We start from the raw sequence: 20,503 nt of genomic DNA on the forward strand, positions 1-20,503 counted from the left end.
CCCAAAAATTATCTTTTGGCTGCTTTTAAAATTATTCTATTTCTCTGGCCATTATCTCAGATTCTACCTTTTTCAGAATAACTGCGCAAAGTAGAAGTGCAAAGGAGGATCCGCCGCAAAGCATCAGAAAAGTGTAGTTGTTGCTTTTGATTGCAAAGTAGATGAGTAATGCTAAGGTCAGCATTGTAAAGATGCTCAGGATACTGACAACAGTCGTATACTTTTTTTGTCTCATCTTGAGTTCGACAAAAGTCAACTCTTTCAGTTTTTTATTTTCTTTAATCATTTTTGCTGTGTTTAGTTTTAGAAACCTGTGAGAGTTTCTAAGAGATTTATTCATAGCTAATATAATAAAAAAAGCTGAAGTTTTCACTCCAGCCTTAGTATAATTGCATTTTTAGTTTATCAAAAACTTAATTCGGAAGCTAAAATTACTTCTCTGTTTTCCAAAAGAGGAATGATCTGCGTAGCTGCAATTTCCTGATAATGTGTAGAATTCTTGTGAAATTCCACACTTGCCATATCGCGGTAACTTTCGTGCAGGATTAAGGTATTGGGTTCAGAATTATCCTGATAAATGTTGTAAAACAGATTGCCATCTTCACTTTTACTCTTCTCAATTAGTGATGGAATAAGTCCCAAAACGGTCTGTAATTCGCCATTTTTCACATGCCATTTGGCAAAAATGAAAATAGGTTTTGCTTGATTTTCCATAATTAATGAGTCTTGTTTAGTAAAGAAACTATTTTGTCGCCAACACTTTTCGCAGAAGCTGGATTTTGTCCTGTCACCAGATTTCCGTCTGCAATGCTGTGATCCGTCCAGGGCGTTTCTGCGTGGAAGATTGCACCTTGCTCCGACAATGCCGTTTGAAGATCAAAAGGAACATCCGCAATGGCGTAATTTGCTTCTTCTTCCGTAGTAAACGAAGTGATATTCTTTTCTTTAATCAAATACTCACCGTTGCTAAGTTTGACATTTAATAATGAAACCGGACCGTGGCAAACCGCGCCTACAACCGCACCGCGCTCGTAAGTTTCTGCAATCACTTTTTTCAGTAATTCATCGTCCGGCATATCTACCATTGGTGCCAATCCGCCCGGCGTGAAAATGGCATCGTAAACGCTGGTGTCCACATCGCTTAGTTTTGTTGCTTTCTGCATTTCTGCCCAGCCGTCGCCCGTCAGGAATTTCAGATTCTCGGGATCGCCTGCAAGATCCAATCCGTCAAGATAAGGCGTGTCACCAGTCAATGATGCAAAGTCCGTCTGGAATCCTGCGTTCTCAAATTCGGCATAAGGATGCGCGACTTCCGGCAAAAATGTTCCGGTTCTTCTATTGTTTGGACCAATGGAATTGGCGTTTGAAACGATGATTAAGATTTTCTTTTTCATATCTTATAATTTTAATTTGTTATTGATTATGATTTAAAATTGATAAGACAAAAGTAGTCTCCACACACCTCCGAAGAGAAGGAACCAAGTCACAAAAAAAGTGTGATCGTAATCACACTTTGGTTTATTTTGAATAAAGTCTGCTCAGCGTTTCGCGGCTGACACCGAGATATTCTGCAATCAGCTTTTTTGGAATCCGCTGCAATAAGTCAGGATAGAGTTTTGAAAATTCCTCATAGCGCTGTTGCGGCGTGCTGGACAGAAGAAGTTTGACTCTCTGCTGGAGTGCAATGTAGCCGTTGGTGAGTTTCATTCTGTAAAAATGTTCCATCTTATGAAGTTCCGACGCTAGTTTTTCCCTCGATTCCAATGTCGAAACTAAGACTTCGCCGGCCTCAATACATTCAATGTACATTGTTGCTTTTTTGGATTGGAAAAACGCCTGATAATCCGACATCCACCAGTTTTCTTTGGCAAATTGCAGGATGAATTCCTTGCCTTGTTCATCCAGATAAAAAACTTTGAAAATACCTGACAAAACCAGAAACTCATACTGAACATCATCGCCTTCATTAATCAGAAATTGATTTTTCAAAGTTCTTTTAGGTGTGAAAAATGGTTTGATGAATTCAAATTCATCGTCTGTTAATGAGATAATTTCTTCGAGATGTAGACGCAGTTTTTTCATTGGATTTCTTTTCTAAAGTTTTTCTTTTGTAATCCATTTTCCAACCGTTGGCGCCTGATAATTTTTCATTTGATCCAGCAAATCGTCAATATTATCGCTCACAATCAGCATATCCTGATTTACTTTTTTAAGAAAACCTTTGTCCACTGTAGTTTGGATGAATGTAATTAAGTCATCATAAAATCCGTCGATATTCAGAATCGCAATTGGCTTTTTGTGAAGACCCAGCTGAGCCCATGTCAACATTTCGAAAAACTCTTCCAATGTTCCGAAACCGCCTGGCAAAGCGATCACGCCATCGCAAAGATCATTCATTTTGGTTTTGCGTTCGTGCATTGTTTCTACCAAAATCAATTCTGTAAGATGGTCGTGGGCAATTTCTTTCGATTTTAAAAAGTTGGGTAAAACGCCGATCACCTCGCCGCCCTTTTCCAAAACGCCGTCTGCAACTGCGCCCATTAAACCGACATTTGCACCGCCATAAACCAATCCTATATTTTGTGCAGCCAAAGTTTTTCCCAGTGAATACGCTTGTGTTCTAAAAATATCGTCGGTTCCGAAGCTTGATCCGCAAAATACTGTTACTCTTTTCATTAATTTATTTTGATATTTTTTCTAATACTTTTTGATACTGGTCATCATAGTCATCATTGTCAGAATGATCATCATACACGGTTTCTCCCAAATTTTTAACTGTGTTTCCCACAAATTTATAAAACTGAATATAATCCCGTCCCGAAACAGTGTAGCTTTCGATGAGTCTGTACTCTTTATTATATTCCGGATTTTTGATGGTTTCGAAATCCTTAATTTTCGTAAAGTTCTTACTTTTTCTGTCGTAAAGGTAGAGGAAATACGTCCAGTTGCTGCGAACGTCTGAAATGTTTTGAATCAGAATATCCTTGATGCCATCGCCGTTGAAATCCCGCAATTCCATTTCGCCAACTTTGCTGTAAACCGAATCTTCAAAAATTATCTTCTTATTTTTAGCAATCACCAAATGATAATTGGGAACGTCTTCTCCAAGGTCTTTGCTTTTCTGAAGGGAAATTGAAATGTTTTCCTTGGCATAGACTTTTTCGTCATCAGCATTCTGTGCAGATATGGATAATGACAGAAAAAATAAGACGATTGAAATGAATGTTTTCATTTGTTCTTTATTTGATCCAGCCTGTTGATTTTTTCCAATCTTCCATTTCCTTTTTTCTCAGAATCAAATCTTTTGGCGGCAAATGATTTTCATTTTTTGCCTGAGCGCGAATGATTTCCGTTTGTTCTTCAACTGTATTAAGTCCGATAGATTTTCTTCGCTGATTGACTTTTTCAACATCATCAAAATCGTTTGGGCTGAGTTCTCCATTTTCGTCCCAGTCATACTGAGTTCCGTAAAGTTGTGGCTGGTTTTCAAAAGTTGCAATCCGGTCTTTCAGGTAAGCAAGATTTCTAAAATCTGCCTTTTTGTTTTTCACTTCAATTTCCAAAAGCTGTGCACACTTCTTCATAAACTCAGGATTCCCGATGGAATGCTGAATCACAAGCCAGGCTGCATAAGCGGCTGCACTGCCTAATTTCTCAACAGTTGGAAATCCAATGATGTCGATAATTTCATTTAGCTTGTCTGCGTTGTGATTGTGAAGTGCTTCCATTTCACTATTGTAGCCTTCGCCCAATTTTCCTTCTGAAATCAGTTTTTTACGAAGTTCAAGATCCGCATTTTGCAGTGTGATGATGAGTTCCGGAATGTCCTGGTGATTCATAGGTTCGAAAATTGATGACATGAAATTTAAAATAAAAAAACAGAAATGCTAAATTAATGAAAAAAGAGGAAGGCGAACGCAGCTTTGATTATTTAGAATGTCTTTTGAAAAATGCCACAATTTCCGGTAAGGACTGTTTTGGGAATTCGTGTCCGGCGCTACTTTGCTGCAACACCAATTCAGTTTGGTTTGTACCTTCAAAAATCGTTTTGTCATGATCAATTTTTCCGTCAGTGGTAATTCCGAGATTTGCTTTCACTATTGGAACGGAATTTTTCTGACTGTCAAAAGAAACTATTTTGTCATTTTTACCTATATACATCCAGACAGAGATCGGAATTGCACCCGAAATCAGATTGCCGCCTTGTGCTGATGCAGAACATATCGCTGTAATTTTATTGCCTCTTTCTTTCCAAAGTACATTCACAAATCTAGCACCATTGGAATGTCCAACTAAATAGATCTTGCTATCATCTATCTTAAAATCGGCATGAATTTCAGTAAAAACTTTATCAAAGAATTTGACATCGCGGCGTTCCAGATCATCTGTAAAAATCTGCCAGCCATTCATCGTTCCGTTTGGAGCAATTCCGGGAACTTTTCTTCCGGGTAATCCTTCCATAAAAATAACAACTGCATCTTTGTAATAATCCTGAATATTGATTCTCCTGCTGGCACAATCAGCATTTCCACCGTGACCGTGAAAAACAAAAACGACAGGTAACTTACCAGATTTTTTGTCCGAAATATAAATGATCACTTTTCTGGTAATACCATCAACATTGTAATTTTTAGTAATTTGAGAAAAAATAAAAATGCTGCAAATCAAGGAGAATAGAATGATTGTTTTTTTCATAATATGATTTGGCATTTTGATTTGTTTAACAGCAAAAAGTTAAGTAGTCGCTAAACATCCATTGAATTAGGTAAAGCAGAAGAAATCCTTTTTCTGAACCTTAAAAACTGTATCAAATTGAATAGGGAATAAACAGCTGCAAAAATCAAAAAAGTTGTTAAGAAACCAATTGAATTTTCACCAGACCAATCAACAGTCATAAAAATCATCCAAATGATATAGATAATCCCAATCATAGGTATTCCCAGAAATGTCAGCATCGAGAGATAAAAATTATTCCTGACTTTTTCGAAAAGATTAAGGAAAAGAAGCAAGGAAGAAAGCAGCATTCCGCCAAGCAAAACAAGCGAAAACCCTAAACTCAACAGAATTTCTAAAATCGCTAAAAACCATTCAAAAAAACTTTCATCACCACTGTCCGAAGTAGAAATGACGACTCTGTAAATGATAAATAATGCAAAAGCAATCAGTGCATTAACGATCCAATACCTAAATATTAATTTTTTCATTCGCTGATAATCTACTGACTTCAAAGGCTTATCATAGGCTCAGAACATTCTCCTTTTTTATACTGAAGGTTCGCTTCATCTTTTAAAGACTGAACTTTTTGCGTATTAGGTTTGTATATCAATTTAAACGTTCTGTTTTGGTAATTTTCTGCCTTATCCGGGATGAAGTTCAGTGTATTTTTTTGAATTGTGTATGTGCCGTCAATGTAACGCAGCCTTTGTGACTGTGCGTAGATTTGAGAATCTTTTTCGGTCTGACTTTTTTTTGAAGCATCATAATTATAGGTTGTGATTATAAAGCGTGCATTGCTTCCTGACAAGTTGTATTCCAGAAGATTTTCCGTCACATAAACGGAGGAGTCCTTTTGTTCCTCAGTTTTATAAACAAAGCATTTTTTAGAATCTTCTGAAGAAAGATTTTCGGATCTGTCTACCCTTGGTGGCGGAAGTAGCGTTGGCGATTTGGTAATGGCTGGTTTTTTAGTCTTTTTCTTTTGTCCGAATGCCAAGCAACTGAGCATCAAAAGGAAGATAATAAATACGTTTTTCATAGTTTTGATGATTTTAAAGTTAAATCAGCAACATTACTGCCAATATTTTAGATGTAGTTAGTTGTTATTCAGGCTTTGAGGTTGTCTGATGCAAAACCAAATATTCCCACGGCTGCAATGTCAGAATCAAAGTTTCGGAAACCGTCTGCAGCTGATCTGTAAACAGATTCATATAAATCCCGGTGTCATAAGACGTATCAAATTGCACAAGGATCGATTCTTTGCTTAGATTGATAAAAGTTAAAACCTTGTCGCCGTTCTTTTCCCGAACGAAAGAAATTGCCTGATCCATTTTGTCATTCATCAGCCTCACCATTTCGCCGCCGTAACTGCCATTCCAAAGTGCCTGGTTGTTGTGTTTTAATTCAAAAAGGGTAGTGTAGAGAGCTTCGTTTTCGTGGGATTTCCATTCAATCGGATCTTTCTCAAAAAATTCCAGCGAGCGGTCGAGTCCTACTTCTTGTCCGCTGTAGACTAATGGAATTCCGTCCATCAAAAAAGTAAAGATGGTGACTGCTTTCAATGCTTCTCCAAAGTTGCTGTACTGGTTGCCTTCCCAGGAATTTTTGTCGTGATTATCAATGAAGTTCATTCTAATTCCTGCTTTCGGAAAAATAGAGACGTGCTCTGCAATGTAAGCTTCTGTCAGCGTTTTTACACTCAAATTATTAGTAGCGATCAGGTGCAGAATATTCCAAAGTGTCCAGTTGTAAGTGGAGTCAAAAGCCTTTCTGTGAAGTTCCTTATCTTCTGCTTCTGCCAGCATGAAAATTGGTTTAATGACATCCAGTTCAGCTCTTACATTTTCCCAGAAATCAATCGGGACAAAACTCGCAATGTCGCAGCGGTAACCATCAATATCGTACTTTTCGATCCAGAATTTCATCGCATCGGTCATATACTTTCGCAATTCGGCATTTCTATAATCCAGCTCAATAATGTCGTCGTAATCGCGCCATCTTGTGGACTGAAAAGTTCCTTTCCTGGATTTCATATACCAATCGGGATGATCATTTACCATCGCATTGTCCCAGCTAGTATGATTGGCAACCCAATCCAAAATTACGTACATTCCAAAATCGTGAATGGCTGTGACAAGACTTCTGAAATCTTCCTCCGTTCCAAATTCTGCATTGATTCCCAAATAATCTTTGACCGAATAATAACTTCCAAGCGTTCCTTTCCGATGCAGCTCTCCAATTGGCTGGATCGGCATCAGCCAGATGATATCAATGCCCATCTTCTTAAGTCTGGGAAGTTGCTTTTCCACAGCTTTGAAATTTCCTTCTTCAGAAAACTGACGCACATTCAGTTCGTAAAGTGTTGCATTTTTCACCCATTCCGGCGTTGTAATCTGCACGTATGCTTTCGGCTCGTATCGCTTGTCAGTTTGCTCTTCCATAAGTTGATTTGATCATTAATGAAAATCGCAACGAATATCATACCTATTATTTAATTTACTTCCAATGAAATATTAAACTTTCCAAATTCTTAAAATGATGATGTTAGATTTTTTTTCTGAAATCTTCAATAAAGGTTTGATGTTTGCAAGGAAAATAGCGATTGGTACTACATTCTCTGCCATATAAATTAAAAATATTCTAATATGATTCCTAAAAAAATACACTACTGCTGGTTTGGCGGACAACCTAAAAATCAATTGGCAACGCACTGCATTGATTCCTGGAAAAAGATCCATCCCGATTTTGAGTTGGTAGAGTGGAACGAGAGCAACTCGCCGCTGGAAGACAACAATTATGTAAAAGAAGCTTTTGCTCAGAAAAAATGGGCTTTTGTTTCGGATTATGTGCGGTCAAAAGTAATGTACGATCACGGTGGAATCTATATGGATACGGATATGGAGCTGAAACTTCCGTTGGATGAATTTCTGAATGAGCAGGCAATTTGCGGTTTCGAAGTAAAAGGTGTTCCTTACTCAGCTTTCTGGATGGCTGAGCCAAATCACCAGCTGTCAAAAGATTTTGTGGATTATTACCAGAAGCAGGACGGTTTTGTAGAACGCATCAACACTGATATTTTCTCTGAAATGCTGGAGAAAGAATATGGCGCAGACCGATACAGCGACACGATTCAAAAATTGAAACACGGCGTCACGCTTTATCCATCAGTTTATTTTTCTCAGGATCTGCCGAAGAATTATGTGAGCCATCATTTCAGCGGTTCGTGGTTTGGAGGTGATGAAGAAAATACACACAAGAAAATGGTTAATATTTACGGACTATTGGAAAGATTAGTCAATCAGCCAGGTGCGGAAAAATCCGTTGAGAGTATTATCAATGAACATAAAATCATTGATGTGAATGACATTCTGGATTTGATTCCAAAAGATAAAATCAAAGAATATCTAGCATCCAATTAGTAAGAAAGGAGTGAAAATTAATTCACTCCTTTCTTAAATTTAATCTTAATGAAAATCCGAATTATTCCTGCTGAATCCATTCATATTTTCCATTCTTGAGATAAATCACGCCGCCGCCGCAGGATTCTGCATTATGAATGAAAATACCATCATTCGGAAGTTTAATCTTGTCTGATTCTTTTACCTGATCTTCTGAAAGGATTTCGCCATCGTCGCTGACGTTGTTGTAATAGACTTCATTTTTTGGTGCTACTTCAAAGATGCCAACCCACTCAATATCATCTATTCCCTGTCCTGCAATGTCTTTTCCCACTCCAAGAATATCCATTTTTTTGTTTCCGAATAGAATTTCCAATCCGTATTTCTGATTTTCAAGATCCTGAACGATATTCACAATATCCATCAATCCATCACCGTCCAAATCTAAAGAAATTGTGTTTGGCTTGTGCTTTTTTGAGATGATAATATGGTCATTTGCTTTCGGAGCCTGTTTCTGATTTGATAGTTGAGTAGTGTCCTTCGCCGGTTCAGCTAAATTAGAACCGTTAAATTTTTGAGTTTTTTCCTTTTGACAGCTGATAAACGTGAGGCTGGAAATCAAAAGCGCAGTTATTGTTTTGGTCATTGTTTTTTTTATTCTGAATCATTACTGAGGTAAACAAAATCTCCGGTGTTCATTTTGCCCAAAACTTCAGACTTCAAAGCGGCATTGACAATGAATAGATAACCGAGATAATGCGGTTCTTTTGGGCCGTTAGAAATAGTGCCTTCATTCTTATCAATGACGATTTTCATTGTATTTTCCTCATTGGTAAATGATGTCACATAGCGGATAATGCGGTCTTTTTTAGTCCATTCGTGGATGGTCAGTTTGTCGTTCCAGCTGCTTTTCATCGTTTTGGAAGCTCCGAATTCGGCTGTCAGCATTTTTAACAGATTTTCGGCTTGGCTTTTTGTGAGCTCATCTGCAACACATCCCAGCGCTTTGATTTTACCGTCGAATGTCGTCGCCAGATTTACTTTTTGGAAATATTGCTTTTTGAAAACACCAATTCGATCATCCATTCCCCAATTTCCCTGTCTGTATTCCAGGCCAATGGCTTTTCGTTCACTTGTAAATTGATGAGAAAAAGTACTGTCTTTTTGAAACATTATTGTTTTACGTCTGTCGCCATTAATCTCTATTTCATAAACGTTTTCGTAGGTTTTGCTTTTGTACTTTTCAGGAATGAGATCTGACAATTTTGTTGTAAAACTAAATTTTTCCAAATCCAAAGGGGCTTCTCCAATAGGTTTTACCTGTCCGTCACAACTGGTAAATGTTATCAGAAACAGAGTGAACAGAAGGTTAATATACTTTTTCATATGTTGACGGTATTAAGTTTATAATTCTCTAATTTTCACATTTTTAAATTCAAAAGGAATTTTCGTAACTGCGTTTTCATTTTCTATCAACAAATCGATATTAACAGCATCTTTTTCTGATTGTGACATTTCTCGTTTTAATTTCACAAGTTTGTAGATCGTACCTGTTTTTTTGTCATTCAAAGTCAAAGTATTAAAACCGAATTCCAGCTCATCGTTCACAATAGGTGTAATATCTTGAGTTCTACTATTTCTGTAGGCGTACATCAGGTCGTATGTTTTGTAATCAACTGGTTTTAATTCCCCATTACTGCCGGATCGTAATTTCAAATCGGGAAAAGTCTTTTCCACCAGTGAATTGTCGACAATGCCAAAGTAAGTCATATCGTTTGATGAGATGAGATTAATGTTCTTCTTTATGGCTCCCACTTTTCCTATTTTCAGGTAGGATTTATTTTTTTCTGTAGGTCTAAAATATTTCAGAGTCCCTTTAAGAGTAATTGATTTCACGTCTTTAGAAGGTATTTCAAATCTTGTTAAAACATTGGCACGCCGGTAAATATTGTCAGCCTGCTGATTATTTTTCATAATTTCACTTTGATTGGAATTGGCTGTGATGGTCTCAATTTTTATCAGATGAAATTTATCATTTGGTTTGTTGTCCAATTCCAGACTAACCTCTATAAAATCAGATGACTTGATAACGTGTGACAGGTTGATTTTTTCCTGAGAATAAAGCAAATTCTGTAAGGTAAGAAAAGAAATTATAGTAATTTTTCTCATATGTAGTAGCAGTTTTGAGTGACTTATTCCGGAATGCTGTTAATAATTATAATATGGATATTGACACTATATACAGTTATCGGAACAATTTCGTGATATTTTTGCTTTTAATAAAGAGGTATCAACTTTGCTGCCAACCACTAATAAACGCTCTCTACATTCTTGTATTTTAGTTACCTGAAGGTTTCGTTAATAATGGCTCTAGGATCACTGTTTTCAAAAAGAATTTTTCTGGGTTTGTACGGTTTCCGGTGAGTTTCGCTGGGCATATTTTCATCCATTGTGTCGATATCGGTTTGTTCAGCGATGCCTTTTATCAGATCTAAATTTAATTCAATCTGACCGCCTGCTCCCATATTAAAAGTCGAAATATGACTCAGGACAAGATCATTGCCAACGTATTTGTAAATGCTTTCTATGTTTCCAAGCGGACCTAATGCCTGTTGTGTGATGACGAGCTGACCATTTTTTTCAATTTTAATATCTTCATAATCGTAATTCAGAAAGCCGTCTTCTCTGTATTTGGGTTCAACAATACCGATGGATTTTGCGTCTAGTGCATAACTGTTATTCTTTTGTTTTAGGAGAACGATTGCTGTTCTCTGAGCCGTACTGTCCTTAGTTTTTATGAGAATAATGACTTTATCCGTCAATCCGTCAAGATTCAGATCGCCTTCTGTTTCCAGATCCGTCTCGTAATTTTTTGGAATGAAATCTTCAACGCTTTTCCCAATAGCGGGAAATTCTGTATCTCCAGAATCATCAGAAATATGAGCTTCCGGCTGCTGATTCACAGTGTCAATAATAATTTTATAAGTTGAGTCAATTGCAGTTTTAGTTCGGGTTGTGGTTTTGTTTTTTTTACAGGAAAAGATTAGACAGATAATGCAGAGAATTGCAATGGCAGATTTTGATTTCATTCCTTTATGTTTTGGTTGATGTGCAAATTGCCATCATATTTTTAAAAAATAGGGCAGCAAATATTAATCCATCTTTATTTCGAAAATCTTCGAAGCAACCTGTTTCTACACTTCATTTCCACTTCGCTTTCTATTTCCAAATCGTTGGTAAAGTGTCCACAGAATATAACTTATCACAAACGCAAATAAAACATCAATCACCAAAAACAGATAATTTGTTCTTACCAGATCCTCTGCGCTTTTGGGAGCCGGATAAACCATTCCACTGGATTCTGTATGAAAAGTCAATGGAAAACCCAGAAAATAATTACCATCAACGGGTCTTTGATCCTTAGTTGTTAAAAAGTTAAGCGCTCCAAAAATCAGGATTGTCAACAGAAAAAGAATACTGTATTTTTTCATAATTATTTTATTAACTTTTGATGGCTTTCCTTTACAACCCTTGCCTTATCGTTATTTCCGAATCTGTTTCACTTTCACATTCCTGAAATCAATCGCAGAACCTTCATAGTTTAAAGAGATTCTGCCTTCCACAGAAGTAGCTTCTGTCGCTTCGTTCACCAGCTTTCCGTTTAGATATTGGGTGATCTTGCCGTTGAGAGATTTGATGACAATAGAATTCCATTCGCCGTAAGGTTTTTCGTTCTCCAGGAATTTGGGAGACGTCACGCTTGCGCCGGGCTCTACCAATTTGCCATTGACTTTTGCCGTCACCTGATCCAGAAAGACAAAATCCCCGGTCGTATTCTCTTTGATCTGAAACTGGATCCCTTTTGGCCAAACCTTGTCCGGCGAGTCGGTCGGAATATTGTACATCACGCCGCTGTTTTTCTTACCTTTTCCTTTGTATTGCTCATCCAGATTCCATCGGTAGTCCAGCGTCAGTTCGAAGTTGGAATAGCTTTTTTTAGACATCAGATAGCCCACATTTTCGCCGTGCATTCTTATGATGCCATCCGAGAATTCGTATATTTTGGCAGGCTCCAGTTTTTCAGAACTTGTTTTGATGTAGGCATACCAGTCATTCTCTGTCCAGGTTTTTTGCTGGGTGGTGCAGGCGGATAGGAGGAGGAGGAAGGCGAGGATTAGAGTTATTTTTTTTAGCATGGAGTTAGTTTATATGATTGTATGGATAATAAAGGAATTGTATCTGAACTGTATGACATTTTAAGAGTAATTGAATTTTATATTATCCTATGAAAACAGGAATGTCACTTCCAGTAACACCTTCAAGTTTAATACTTACAACACCCATTTTATATGCAAAATGAAAATCTTTTCCAGCACCTAAAGCAGAATAAAATCCCGTAGAAAATGCAATAGCAGCTTCATCAGGTACTGAACTTCTCATGCCTATAACATACGGAATGTGTTTTGCAATTTCTGATGCTTGCGATTCAGAATAGCAAGAATTTAAAAATACACATTCCACTTTGTCAGAAAATAATTCAAATAAACTTCCTAATGCATCATTATCTAAGAGTTTTGAATTACCTAAAGTATCCTCAATTGCAATTCCATCAATATCTCCATGTCCTGAGAAATGAACAATGTTTGGCTGTCTTTCTAACATTGCTTGTTGTAAAGTTTGAGCAGTTACAGCCCATTCAGATTTAAGATCGAAGCTATCTCTTAATGTTGCCATTTTGAGACGAGCCTCTATATCTCTTACTTCCTGATCGATTCTTAATCTAACTTCGTCAATTGGACTTGCTCCAAGAAATAAAATTTTTATAACATCTAATAAAATTGGTTTTTCATCTAATTTATCTTCTAAAATTTTGATTTCTGATAAAGAAATATCATATTTTTTATGTAAAACTTGATAATCTTCTAGAAGTTTATTGTAATCAGGAACTAAAGAATTCCATCTATCTAGTAAATCAGTATATAATTCTTTGAATTTCTCTTCAGATATTACGATCTTTTCTTGATCAATAATATTAAAATCGTTAATGAATGCTATAAAACTCTCTAATGTTTGCTGAAATGTTGTTTTTATCTTAGTAATCTTAACCGGATCATCAAAATGTAAAGTGCTTAAACCAATTATAGACATTGCTTGCGTACTTGTAAATCCAAATATTGATTCAACATCCATTTTTATTCTACTCTTTAAGGCAATTAGATCTGTTTTCGGATTATTTAAATCATTCAATCTTGCCTCCAGTAATTCAATAGCGCGATTCTTCGGAATCTTTATCATCATTATTATTTATTTTGTAATTTCTTGTTATAATGGATTGTAATCTTAACCAATTAAAGTTTAGAAAGGTAAATCATCATAATCATTATTTCGATCATCCTCAACTTCAATCTTCGGGAACTTCTTTTTATAGAAAGAATTCAAAAATAATCCAACGCTTGTAAATGCGTTTATCGTTAAATAAACATACATAGAATCTTCTATTAATAAATCTTCTTTCACTTTACCGTGAAATATTGTTTTTTCACTTCTCATTTTTTCAATAGATTGACTTATTGCAATTAGAGAAGTGTTTATAGTCTTAATTTCAATAGGAAAATTTTGATCACTAATTTTAAATTCTTTAAGTATAATTTGTACTAATTTAAAAAGTGTTTCGTTTCCACTTAATTTTACACTAATCCTGTCATCTTTAATAATTTCTTTTATCAAACTCTCAAAAGCTGAATTTGCAAGACCAATTGCTAGACTAGGATCAGACTCAATATTTTTTATTGCCTTGATAAAAGTTTCATAAACATTTTCATATTCTTCTTTTATAGCATTCTTAAAAGTTGGAATTGATGGAATAAAATCGGGTGTATCAACTCCCATATCAATAGCTACTTTTAGCAAATCTGAACCATTCATAGATGCTAAAGTTGATTGTAAATCAATATTTCCATTGTTATATAAAACTATATTAAAATTTTCCCAATTGTTGAAATTATACCCGTCTTCAGACTGATGCCATTTTTTAATATATGCTAAAACTGTTTTATATGATTTGAAATGCTCCCATATTTTCTCTTCAACATTTTTCATCAACTCAATTTGATATTTTGGGGATATTAACTCTTCCATAATTGTCTAGAAATTTAGCTCCTGATTTATTTCAAATATCTAAAATATAACTCAATTAAAAAAGAAATACTTTTCAACAGTATTGATTTTCAAACTAGTAAGCTTTAATCTGATCTAATCTTCACTTATTAAGAAAATGGAAATTAATTTAACATATCTTTTGCAAAATTAATTGCTCAAAAATCTGATCATACATCAATAAAATATTTATTTTAGAAACTCAATAATATCAACATGAAAAACACAAAGATGGCAGAAAGCAAAAACAACATCATCCATCATCACCCATGGCCTTAGCGGAAAAATAGGAGATCTTATCGTATTCAGCCAAAGAGAAGGCAAAACCTACCAATTTAACAGCAATCGACCATCCTGCCAATATGACAGAAATGCCCCAAATCCTAAAAAACTAAAACCAAGCTTTGCGTATACAATGCGTATACCGACCCTATACAGATAGCCTCCAAAAATAACTGTCAAAATGACAAAAGCCACCCAAAACGGATGGCTTTTTTATTGAATTTATTTAAGGTGTTATGAGTAATCTATCTTATGGTAGCATCATACTATTTACTATTCGCTGCCTCCAATATCAGTTTCAATACTTCTTTCGGTTTAGAGATCATTACCACGTGGCTGGCATCTACTTCAATGCTTTTTGCTTTCATTCTTTTGACAAAGAAACGCTGTAAGTCCGGGTGTAGGGATTTGTCGCTTTTTGCTACTACAAACCAGCTTGGTTTTGTCTTCCAGGCAGCCTCAGTCACCGTATCTGCGAACACTTTTCCGTTGGCAGCATTCTGTGTAGCATAGACTACATCCTGCTGACTTGGAGACAGATCTTCGGCAAATACTCTTTGCACGCCTTCTCTGGTTAATGTCATATAGCCATTACTTTGAGCAAAATATTTCCCCAATTCTGTGGCTGGTGCTGTTGCAGACAAGCCAGGAAGTGTTTCACCCTTGTCAGGCGCTAACGCTGCTACATAAACCAAACCTTTCACTTTGGGATCGTTACCTGCTTCGGTAATCACGAATCCACCCCAAGAATGTCCGACCAATATCACAGGACCCGCAGCTTTGTCAATTGCTCTTTTTGTGTAAGCGACATCTTCTGCTAAGGATGATGTAGGATTTTGTACGGAAATCACATCATAACCACTTGATAACAGAGTAGGGATCACTTCACTCCAGCTGGAGCCGTCTGCAAACAGACCGTGTACGAAAATGATGGTTGGCTTCTGAGAGTTGTTTTTGTTTTGAGCATTTACGTTTGCTGCTACAAACAGGATTACAAAAGCAATCATTGATTTTAATAGTTTCATCTTAATTTTTGGTATTAAATTGTTTGTCGTTATTGACAGTACAAAGATGCGACTGATAAATGTGAAAGCTTTTGTGGATTCGTCCAATTACTTGGCAATTTGGTTCAAACGGTAATTGGTTGGCGTAGTGTGGTATTTTTCTCCGAAACTCTTGGTGAAATTAGCAAGATCATTGAAGCCGCAATCAAAAGCAATATCGCTGATGCGCTCATTGGAAACCAACAGCAATTCGGCAGCTTTCTCCAGTTTTTTGGTTTTGATGTAATTGGCAGGCGTATCGTTGTACAATTTGGCAAACTCCCTTTTGAATGATGACAGACTTAGATTATTCTCGCTCGCCAATTCTTCAATCGAGGACTGTGAATACAAGTGTGCCTCTATGATTTGTTTGAAAGTGTAAGTTGCCGGCGAAAACAATTGCGAAAGGATGACCTGTATGGCTTCGGCATTTTGTGTTTGCGAAAGCAGGAGCACAATCTCCTTTAATTTCAGGATCAGAATATCTTCATTCACAAGCGTTGGATTTTCAAAATAGAACAACAGACCTTCAATGTATTTTTGGATCAGAAAATCATTGTTAATCTTCTCGCTTGATTTATTAGAAATTGCAACTTTAGGTTTTTGAAGGATGACAGGCAATTCCCGGTCGTAGATTTTCTTCAAAATCTCAGGATGGAAAGTCACAATCACGATTTCGCAGTTACTGCCCGAACCAGAATTGTGCAGTTGTTTTCCAAAGTTGACGCAGTTTAAAAATAAAGCATAATTGGTAGGGATATTGACTTTCTCATCATCAACTTTATATTCAAATTCGCCTTCCTTAACGAAAAAGAAACAAGCTTGCTCAGCCACTTTAATATCCACCTTGAATGGCGCCTCCAACACCAACTTCTGAATCAAAGTTTTACCGAATAACTCAATTATTTTATAGTCTGTTTTCATTCTGGATCTATATTATTGTTAATTGTAAAACTATCTCCCAATCGCTTCATTCAAAAACGAATTGAATGGATAGATCTCTTTCAGAACCTTCACGGTATTCTTTACAAAGTTCTTATCCAAAACATCAGCATCAGACAAAGGATGGAAAACGGTAAACTGCTTGAACTTCAGATAATCGCCCATTTGATCTTCCTTATCAAAGCCTTGCGGGACTTTCACAAGTTTGGTTCCCTGTAATTCCAAAATGTCTTTGAAGGATTTTTTATTGAGGATTTTGAGGAATGTTTCACCATCAGAACTGATGGCTTCGCGGATGGCTTTCAGGTTCTTGGGTTCGGTCTTATAAACACCGCCTGCAAGAAAAGATTTCCCTGGTTCAAAATGAATGTAATAGCCGGCGTGGTTCAGCGTTTTTGGACCTTTCTCTACGAGTGAAGCACCGAGATTGGTTTTATAAGGCGTTTTATCTTTTGAAAATCGGGTGTCTTTATAAATTCTGAAGATACAGTTCTTAGCTTCTAATCGCTCAACACTTGCATCAAATTCTGCAACTTCGGAGATGATTTCATTCACGACATTTTCAACATTCGCTTTGGCATCCAGATAAAGTTGTTTGTTTTCATTAAACCATTCTCTGTTGTTATTGATTTCAAGGGTTGAGAGAAAGTTGAGGGTTTCTTTGTTAACTGTTGCTGGCATTGCTTTGATAATTTAGGATAAAGATATTTAATTCTAAGGTTAATTCCATAAAAAAATCCCGCTCAATGAATGGGATTTGATATTTGTAATCTTACTGTTTAATAATTTTAGAACTGTAAGTTTTGCCTGCTGTATTTTTCAGATTGATAATGTAATTACCAGATTTCAATTGGCTCAGGTTAACTTCCTCCACATTTTTGAAGTCAGCTACCTTTTGTCCAACTGTATTGTAAACTTCGATGTTGGCAACTTTTTCGCCATTTGGAAGATTAAGTTTCAAAACATCTTTCACTGGATTTGGATAAAGCTTGATATAACCTTTTGTCACCTCACTTACTGCCATCACTTCATCATTGATCTTCAGATTGTCGATGTACGCACTGCCTCCGAAATTGTCGTGAACAAAGTTGATTCCTGTAATATTAGTTTTAGCAAAATTCTCCATCGAATGAATCAGAACGCCATCAATATAGAAATCGATTTTGCTTTCTGAAGTTACAGTTTTCAGTTTGTACCATCTATTAGCTTCCCAAGTGAAATCTGCATTTTCGTAATCATAATCTTCATTTTTAACAACTTCAAGATTTCCTGTATAATTAAAAGAATAGATGGAAATCGGCATAAACTCGTCTGTCTCCACAATTCCAAAAGTCCCGAACTCAAAAGTAGAACCTTCCAATTCTGTGATGAAAACATCAAATTCTACCGTAGTAGTCTGGTAATTGTAAGGATTGTCAAACAATTTTGCCGCTCCGAAAATTGGGAACCATCCAAAATCTTCCGCAGGATCTACACTTATTTTAAGAGATTGTGTTCCTGCAGAAGCTTGCTCGTTTGAGATTGTTTGATTGGCGATTGGCTGTTCATCATTGTTAAGCGTTACTTCCCAGCCGTTTTGTCCCTGAACAGTTCCAAGATTGTAAGCCTCCGAACTTTCAAAGGAAATAGTGTTCTGAGCAAAGGCAAACGATGAAACCAGAGATAAAATCAATAAGTATTTATTCTTCATAAAGTAAAATTTTGCCAATGATAAGTAAATTTAAATTGAAATCAAACCTTTGAAAAGTTAATGATCCGCAATCATTTAAGAATGAGAAAGTTTAAGAATCAATATAATTTCTGATCTTTTTCGCAGAAGAAACTGGAGCGTTTTCCTTTTCCTGTATCTTTCCGGATGACATCTTCGCCGCATTTGGGACATTTTTTTTTGTAATAGATCTGCCAGTGTTTCTTCAACTCATCTGTTCTTTTCCATTTCAGAAAATCGAAGCTGTAGTTTCTGGCTTCTTTTAATAAATCATTTAATTTCTTCGTTGGGAGATTTGAAACCAGACTTTCCGGATGAACACCGATTCTGAAAAGCACTTCATTTTTGATAATATTCCCGACGCCGGAGAAAAGATCCTGATCCATCAGCGCATCGCAAACCATCATTGCCGGCTCTGCTTTCATTTTCTTTTTGGCATTTTTCGGATCCCAGTCATCACTCATCACATCGGCAGTCCAGTCTATGGTTTTCAAGATCTCATTATCAATCATTTTGACAGAGCAGGTGTAGAAAAACATTTTTCCTTTTTTGAATGTTAAACCCAACTGCAGGGATTTATCCGGTTTAGTCTGTTCATCTACTTCGTAAGATCCGAACATCAGCAGATGAATTCTGACACTTACGTCATCAAAAATCAAATAGGTTTGTTTGCCGTAGAGCCTGATTTCTTTAAGGATTTTTCCTACAAGTTCATCTTTATCGATCTTTGCTTTTCCGGCTGCAGAAACGACTTTTTCTCCAACATATTTCCGGAGATCTTCTTTCATCAAAACAATCGTTGGACCTTCTGGCATAATGACTTTTTTCCATAAAAACTCAAATATTATTCCGTTAAAAATAAAAATGACTTATTTTTGAAACCAATATGGATCTTAATTCAATTTTTACCAATCAGCGCACGGGAAATCATCAGCAAAATGTGGTTTCGCGAACAGATTTTCAGAGAGATTTTGACCGCATTATTTTCTCCTCAGCTTTCCGAAGACTTCAAAACAAGACGCAGGTTTTCCCTTTGCCGGGAAGTGTTTTTGTGCATAACAGATTGACGCATTCTTTGGAAGTAGCTTCTGTAGGGCGCAGTTTGGGAAGTCTTGCCGGCGAATTTGTTTCTGAACATTACAAAAGTGATATTAATGATTTGTCTAAGGATTTTTATCAGCACCAGTTGCACAATGTAATTGCGTCGGCGTGTCTTTGCCACGACATCGGGAATCCGGCTTTCGGACATTCCGGAGAAGATGCGATTGCGAGTTATTTTGAGAAGAATGAAAATCAGTTAAAATCCAAATTCAGTGAAAAAGAGTGGGGTGACTTGTTAAATTTTGAAGGAAACGCCAATGCCATCAGAGTTCTCACGCATCAGCAGCAAGGGAAAGACCAAGGTGGCGCACAGCTGACTTACACCACTTTGGCGAGCATTGCGAAATATCCTTGTGAATCAATTGCCAAGAAAAAAGGGGTGATCAATCGTAAAAAGTTTGGATTCTTTCAAAACGAAAAGCAGCAGTTTCTGGATATCGCCAAATCTACAGGAATGATTTTGGAGAATGAAGAACCTGTGATTTTTAAAAGACATCCATTCGTGTGGCTTGTAGAAGCGGCCGACGACATCTGCTACAACATCATCGATATGGAAGATGCGCACAGACTGGGAATTGTGAACACTGATGACTGTGAAAATCTCTTCCTTGATTTGATTAAATCCGTAAATCCCGACGATATCAAAAGAGTAGGAGACAAGCTGAAAATCATTACCAATAAAAACGAAAGAATCTCATATCTGAGAGCGAAAGTCATCAATTCTCTCATCAATAAAACCATTGAACTTTATAAAGCTAATTTCGATAAAATCCTGGATGGAAGTCTGGACAAAGGTATTTTGGATATCTTCAAAACAGAAAGTTCTTCACTGACCGAAATCGAGCGTTTTTCCATAGAAAAAATCTACAACCACAAAGCTGTTATTGAGATAGAAAATGCGGGCTACAATGTGATGTACGAACTTCTGAATCATTTTGTTCCATCCATTATCAAAACAAAAGATGAGCGTAAATCTTATGATAAAATGGCTTTGAAACTCATTCCTCAACAATTTATCTATGATGATGCGACAATCTATCAGAAAACACTGGGCGTTTTGGATTTTGTAACCGGAATGACGGATAATTTCGCCACTGATCTCTATAGGAAAATCAAAGGAATTGATATTGGAATGACGATGTAAAAGAATTCTTTTC

The 20,503-nt window shown here is 36.5% G+C and carries 26 protein-coding genes; 2 read left to right on the plus strand and 24 right to left on the minus strand.

Annotated features, from left to right (window positions below):
- Positions 1–31: 31 nt before the first annotated feature.
- From LUD75_RS14215 to LUD75_RS14265, 11 genes are all read right to left on the minus strand, one after another.
- Complete coding sequence (locus LUD75_RS14215; protein ID WP_232706444.1) at positions 32–286, minus strand: hypothetical protein; 255 nt, start codon at positions 284–286, stop codon at positions 32–34.
- 119 nt (positions 287–405) lie between these two features.
- Positions 406–714 (minus strand): putative quinol monooxygenase, encoded by a 309-nt coding sequence (locus LUD75_RS14220; protein WP_232706445.1) that lies wholly within the window; start codon positions 712–714, stop codon positions 406–408.
- Between the two features lie 2 nt (positions 715–716).
- A complete protein-coding gene (locus LUD75_RS14225) occupies positions 717–1,394 on the minus strand; it encodes a type 1 glutamine amidotransferase domain-containing protein (protein WP_232706446.1) in 678 nt (225 codons plus the stop codon).
- Between the two features lie 124 nt (positions 1,395–1,518).
- Positions 1,519–2,082: a Crp/Fnr family transcriptional regulator gene (locus LUD75_RS14230; protein WP_232706447.1), complete on the minus strand. Its 564-nt coding sequence runs from the start codon at positions 2,080–2,082 to the stop codon at positions 1,519–1,521.
- Positions 2,083–2,094: 12 nt separating this feature from the next.
- A complete protein-coding gene (locus LUD75_RS14235; RefSeq protein ID WP_232706448.1) occupies positions 2,095–2,676 on the minus strand; it encodes a TIGR00730 family Rossman fold protein in 582 nt (193 codons plus the stop codon).
- Positions 2,677–2,680: 4 nt separating this feature from the next.
- Positions 2,681–3,232 (minus strand): hypothetical protein, encoded by a 552-nt coding sequence (locus LUD75_RS14240; RefSeq protein WP_232706449.1) that lies wholly within the window; start codon positions 3,230–3,232, stop codon positions 2,681–2,683.
- Positions 3,233–3,239: 7 nt separating this feature from the next.
- Complete coding sequence (locus tag LUD75_RS14245; protein ID WP_232706450.1) at positions 3,240–3,839, minus strand: DUF6624 domain-containing protein; 600 nt, start codon at positions 3,837–3,839, stop codon at positions 3,240–3,242.
- An 88-nt stretch (positions 3,840–3,927) separates the two neighbouring features.
- Entirely contained in the window at positions 3,928–4,695 is a 768-nt protein-coding gene (locus LUD75_RS14250) for a hypothetical protein (RefSeq protein ID WP_232706451.1), read from the minus strand.
- A gap of 50 nt (positions 4,696–4,745) precedes the next feature.
- Positions 4,746–5,204: a hypothetical protein gene (locus LUD75_RS14255; RefSeq protein ID WP_232706453.1), complete on the minus strand. Its 459-nt coding sequence runs from the start codon at positions 5,202–5,204 to the stop codon at positions 4,746–4,748.
- Between the two features lie 20 nt (positions 5,205–5,224).
- Positions 5,225–5,755: a hypothetical protein gene (locus LUD75_RS14260; RefSeq protein ID WP_232706454.1), complete on the minus strand. Its 531-nt coding sequence runs from the start codon at positions 5,753–5,755 to the stop codon at positions 5,225–5,227.
- Positions 5,756–5,819: 64 nt separating this feature from the next.
- Positions 5,820–7,157: an alpha-amylase family glycosyl hydrolase gene (locus LUD75_RS14265; RefSeq protein ID WP_232706456.1), complete on the minus strand. Its 1,338-nt coding sequence runs from the start codon at positions 7,155–7,157 to the stop codon at positions 5,820–5,822.
- 204 nt (positions 7,158–7,361) lie between these two features.
- Between LUD75_RS14265 and LUD75_RS14270 the strand changes: the two genes are divergently transcribed.
- Positions 7,362–8,135 (plus strand): glycosyltransferase, encoded by a 774-nt coding sequence (locus LUD75_RS14270; protein WP_232706458.1) that lies wholly within the window; start codon positions 7,362–7,364, stop codon positions 8,133–8,135.
- Between the two features lie 61 nt (positions 8,136–8,196).
- Here the strand turns inward: LUD75_RS14270 and LUD75_RS14275 are convergent, their stop codons facing one another.
- From LUD75_RS14275 to LUD75_RS14335, 13 genes are all read right to left on the minus strand, one after another.
- Positions 8,197–8,760 carry a hypothetical protein gene (locus LUD75_RS14275; protein WP_232706460.1) on the minus strand — a complete coding sequence of 188 codons (564 nt, stop codon included), beginning with the start codon at positions 8,758–8,760 and terminating at the stop codon, positions 8,197–8,199.
- A gap of 8 nt (positions 8,761–8,768) precedes the next feature.
- The gene (locus LUD75_RS14280) at positions 8,769–9,500 is read right to left on the minus strand and encodes a hypothetical protein (protein ID WP_232706461.1); all 732 of its coding nucleotides are present in this window, start codon (positions 9,498–9,500) and stop codon (positions 8,769–8,771) included.
- Positions 9,501–9,518: 18 nt separating this feature from the next.
- On the minus strand, positions 9,519–10,283 hold the full coding sequence (locus LUD75_RS14285; RefSeq protein ID WP_232706462.1) for a hypothetical protein: 765 nt from the start codon (positions 10,281–10,283) through the stop codon (positions 9,519–9,521).
- Between the two features lie 173 nt (positions 10,284–10,456).
- The gene (locus tag LUD75_RS14290; RefSeq protein WP_232706463.1) at positions 10,457–11,203 is read right to left on the minus strand and encodes a hypothetical protein; all 747 of its coding nucleotides are present in this window, start codon (positions 11,201–11,203) and stop codon (positions 10,457–10,459) included.
- A gap of 105 nt (positions 11,204–11,308) precedes the next feature.
- Entirely contained in the window at positions 11,309–11,605 is a 297-nt protein-coding gene (locus LUD75_RS14295) for a hypothetical protein (protein WP_232706464.1), read from the minus strand.
- 51 nt (positions 11,606–11,656) lie between these two features.
- Positions 11,657–12,310: a DUF1080 domain-containing protein gene (locus tag LUD75_RS14300; protein ID WP_232706465.1), complete on the minus strand. Its 654-nt coding sequence runs from the start codon at positions 12,308–12,310 to the stop codon at positions 11,657–11,659.
- Positions 12,311–12,392: 82 nt separating this feature from the next.
- On the minus strand, positions 12,393–13,412 hold the full coding sequence (locus tag LUD75_RS14305) for a CHAT domain-containing protein (protein ID WP_232706466.1): 1,020 nt from the start codon (positions 13,410–13,412) through the stop codon (positions 12,393–12,395).
- A 57-nt stretch (positions 13,413–13,469) separates the two neighbouring features.
- The gene (locus LUD75_RS14310; RefSeq protein WP_232706467.1) at positions 13,470–14,252 is read right to left on the minus strand and encodes an abortive infection family protein; all 783 of its coding nucleotides are present in this window, start codon (positions 14,250–14,252) and stop codon (positions 13,470–13,472) included.
- Between the two features lie 566 nt (positions 14,253–14,818).
- Positions 14,819–15,577, minus strand: coding sequence for an alpha/beta hydrolase (locus tag LUD75_RS14315; protein WP_232706468.1), 759 nt, complete (start codon positions 15,575–15,577; stop codon positions 14,819–14,821).
- Between the two features lie 87 nt (positions 15,578–15,664).
- A complete protein-coding gene (locus LUD75_RS14320; RefSeq protein WP_232706470.1) occupies positions 15,665–16,519 on the minus strand; it encodes an AraC family transcriptional regulator in 855 nt (284 codons plus the stop codon).
- A 30-nt stretch (positions 16,520–16,549) separates the two neighbouring features.
- A complete protein-coding gene (locus LUD75_RS14325; protein ID WP_232706471.1) occupies positions 16,550–17,218 on the minus strand; it encodes a DUF2461 domain-containing protein in 669 nt (222 codons plus the stop codon).
- 91 nt (positions 17,219–17,309) lie between these two features.
- The gene (locus LUD75_RS14330; protein WP_232706473.1) at positions 17,310–18,227 is read right to left on the minus strand and encodes a T9SS type A sorting domain-containing protein; all 918 of its coding nucleotides are present in this window, start codon (positions 18,225–18,227) and stop codon (positions 17,310–17,312) included.
- Positions 18,228–18,325: 98 nt separating this feature from the next.
- Entirely contained in the window at positions 18,326–19,060 is a 735-nt protein-coding gene (locus tag LUD75_RS14335; RefSeq protein ID WP_232706474.1) for a DNA-formamidopyrimidine glycosylase family protein, read from the minus strand.
- Positions 19,061–19,131: 71 nt separating this feature from the next.
- Between LUD75_RS14335 and dgt the strand changes: the two genes are divergently transcribed.
- On the plus strand, positions 19,132–20,490 hold the full coding sequence (dgt, locus tag LUD75_RS14340; RefSeq protein WP_232706476.1) for a dGTP triphosphohydrolase: 1,359 nt from the start codon (positions 19,132–19,134) through the stop codon (positions 20,488–20,490).
- The last annotated feature ends 13 nt before the right edge of the window (positions 20,491–20,503 follow it).

This window comes from Epilithonimonas sp. JDS, from assembly GCF_021261315.1.
In the GTDB taxonomy this organism is placed as follows: Bacteria; Bacteroidota; Bacteroidia; order Flavobacteriales; family Weeksellaceae; genus Epilithonimonas.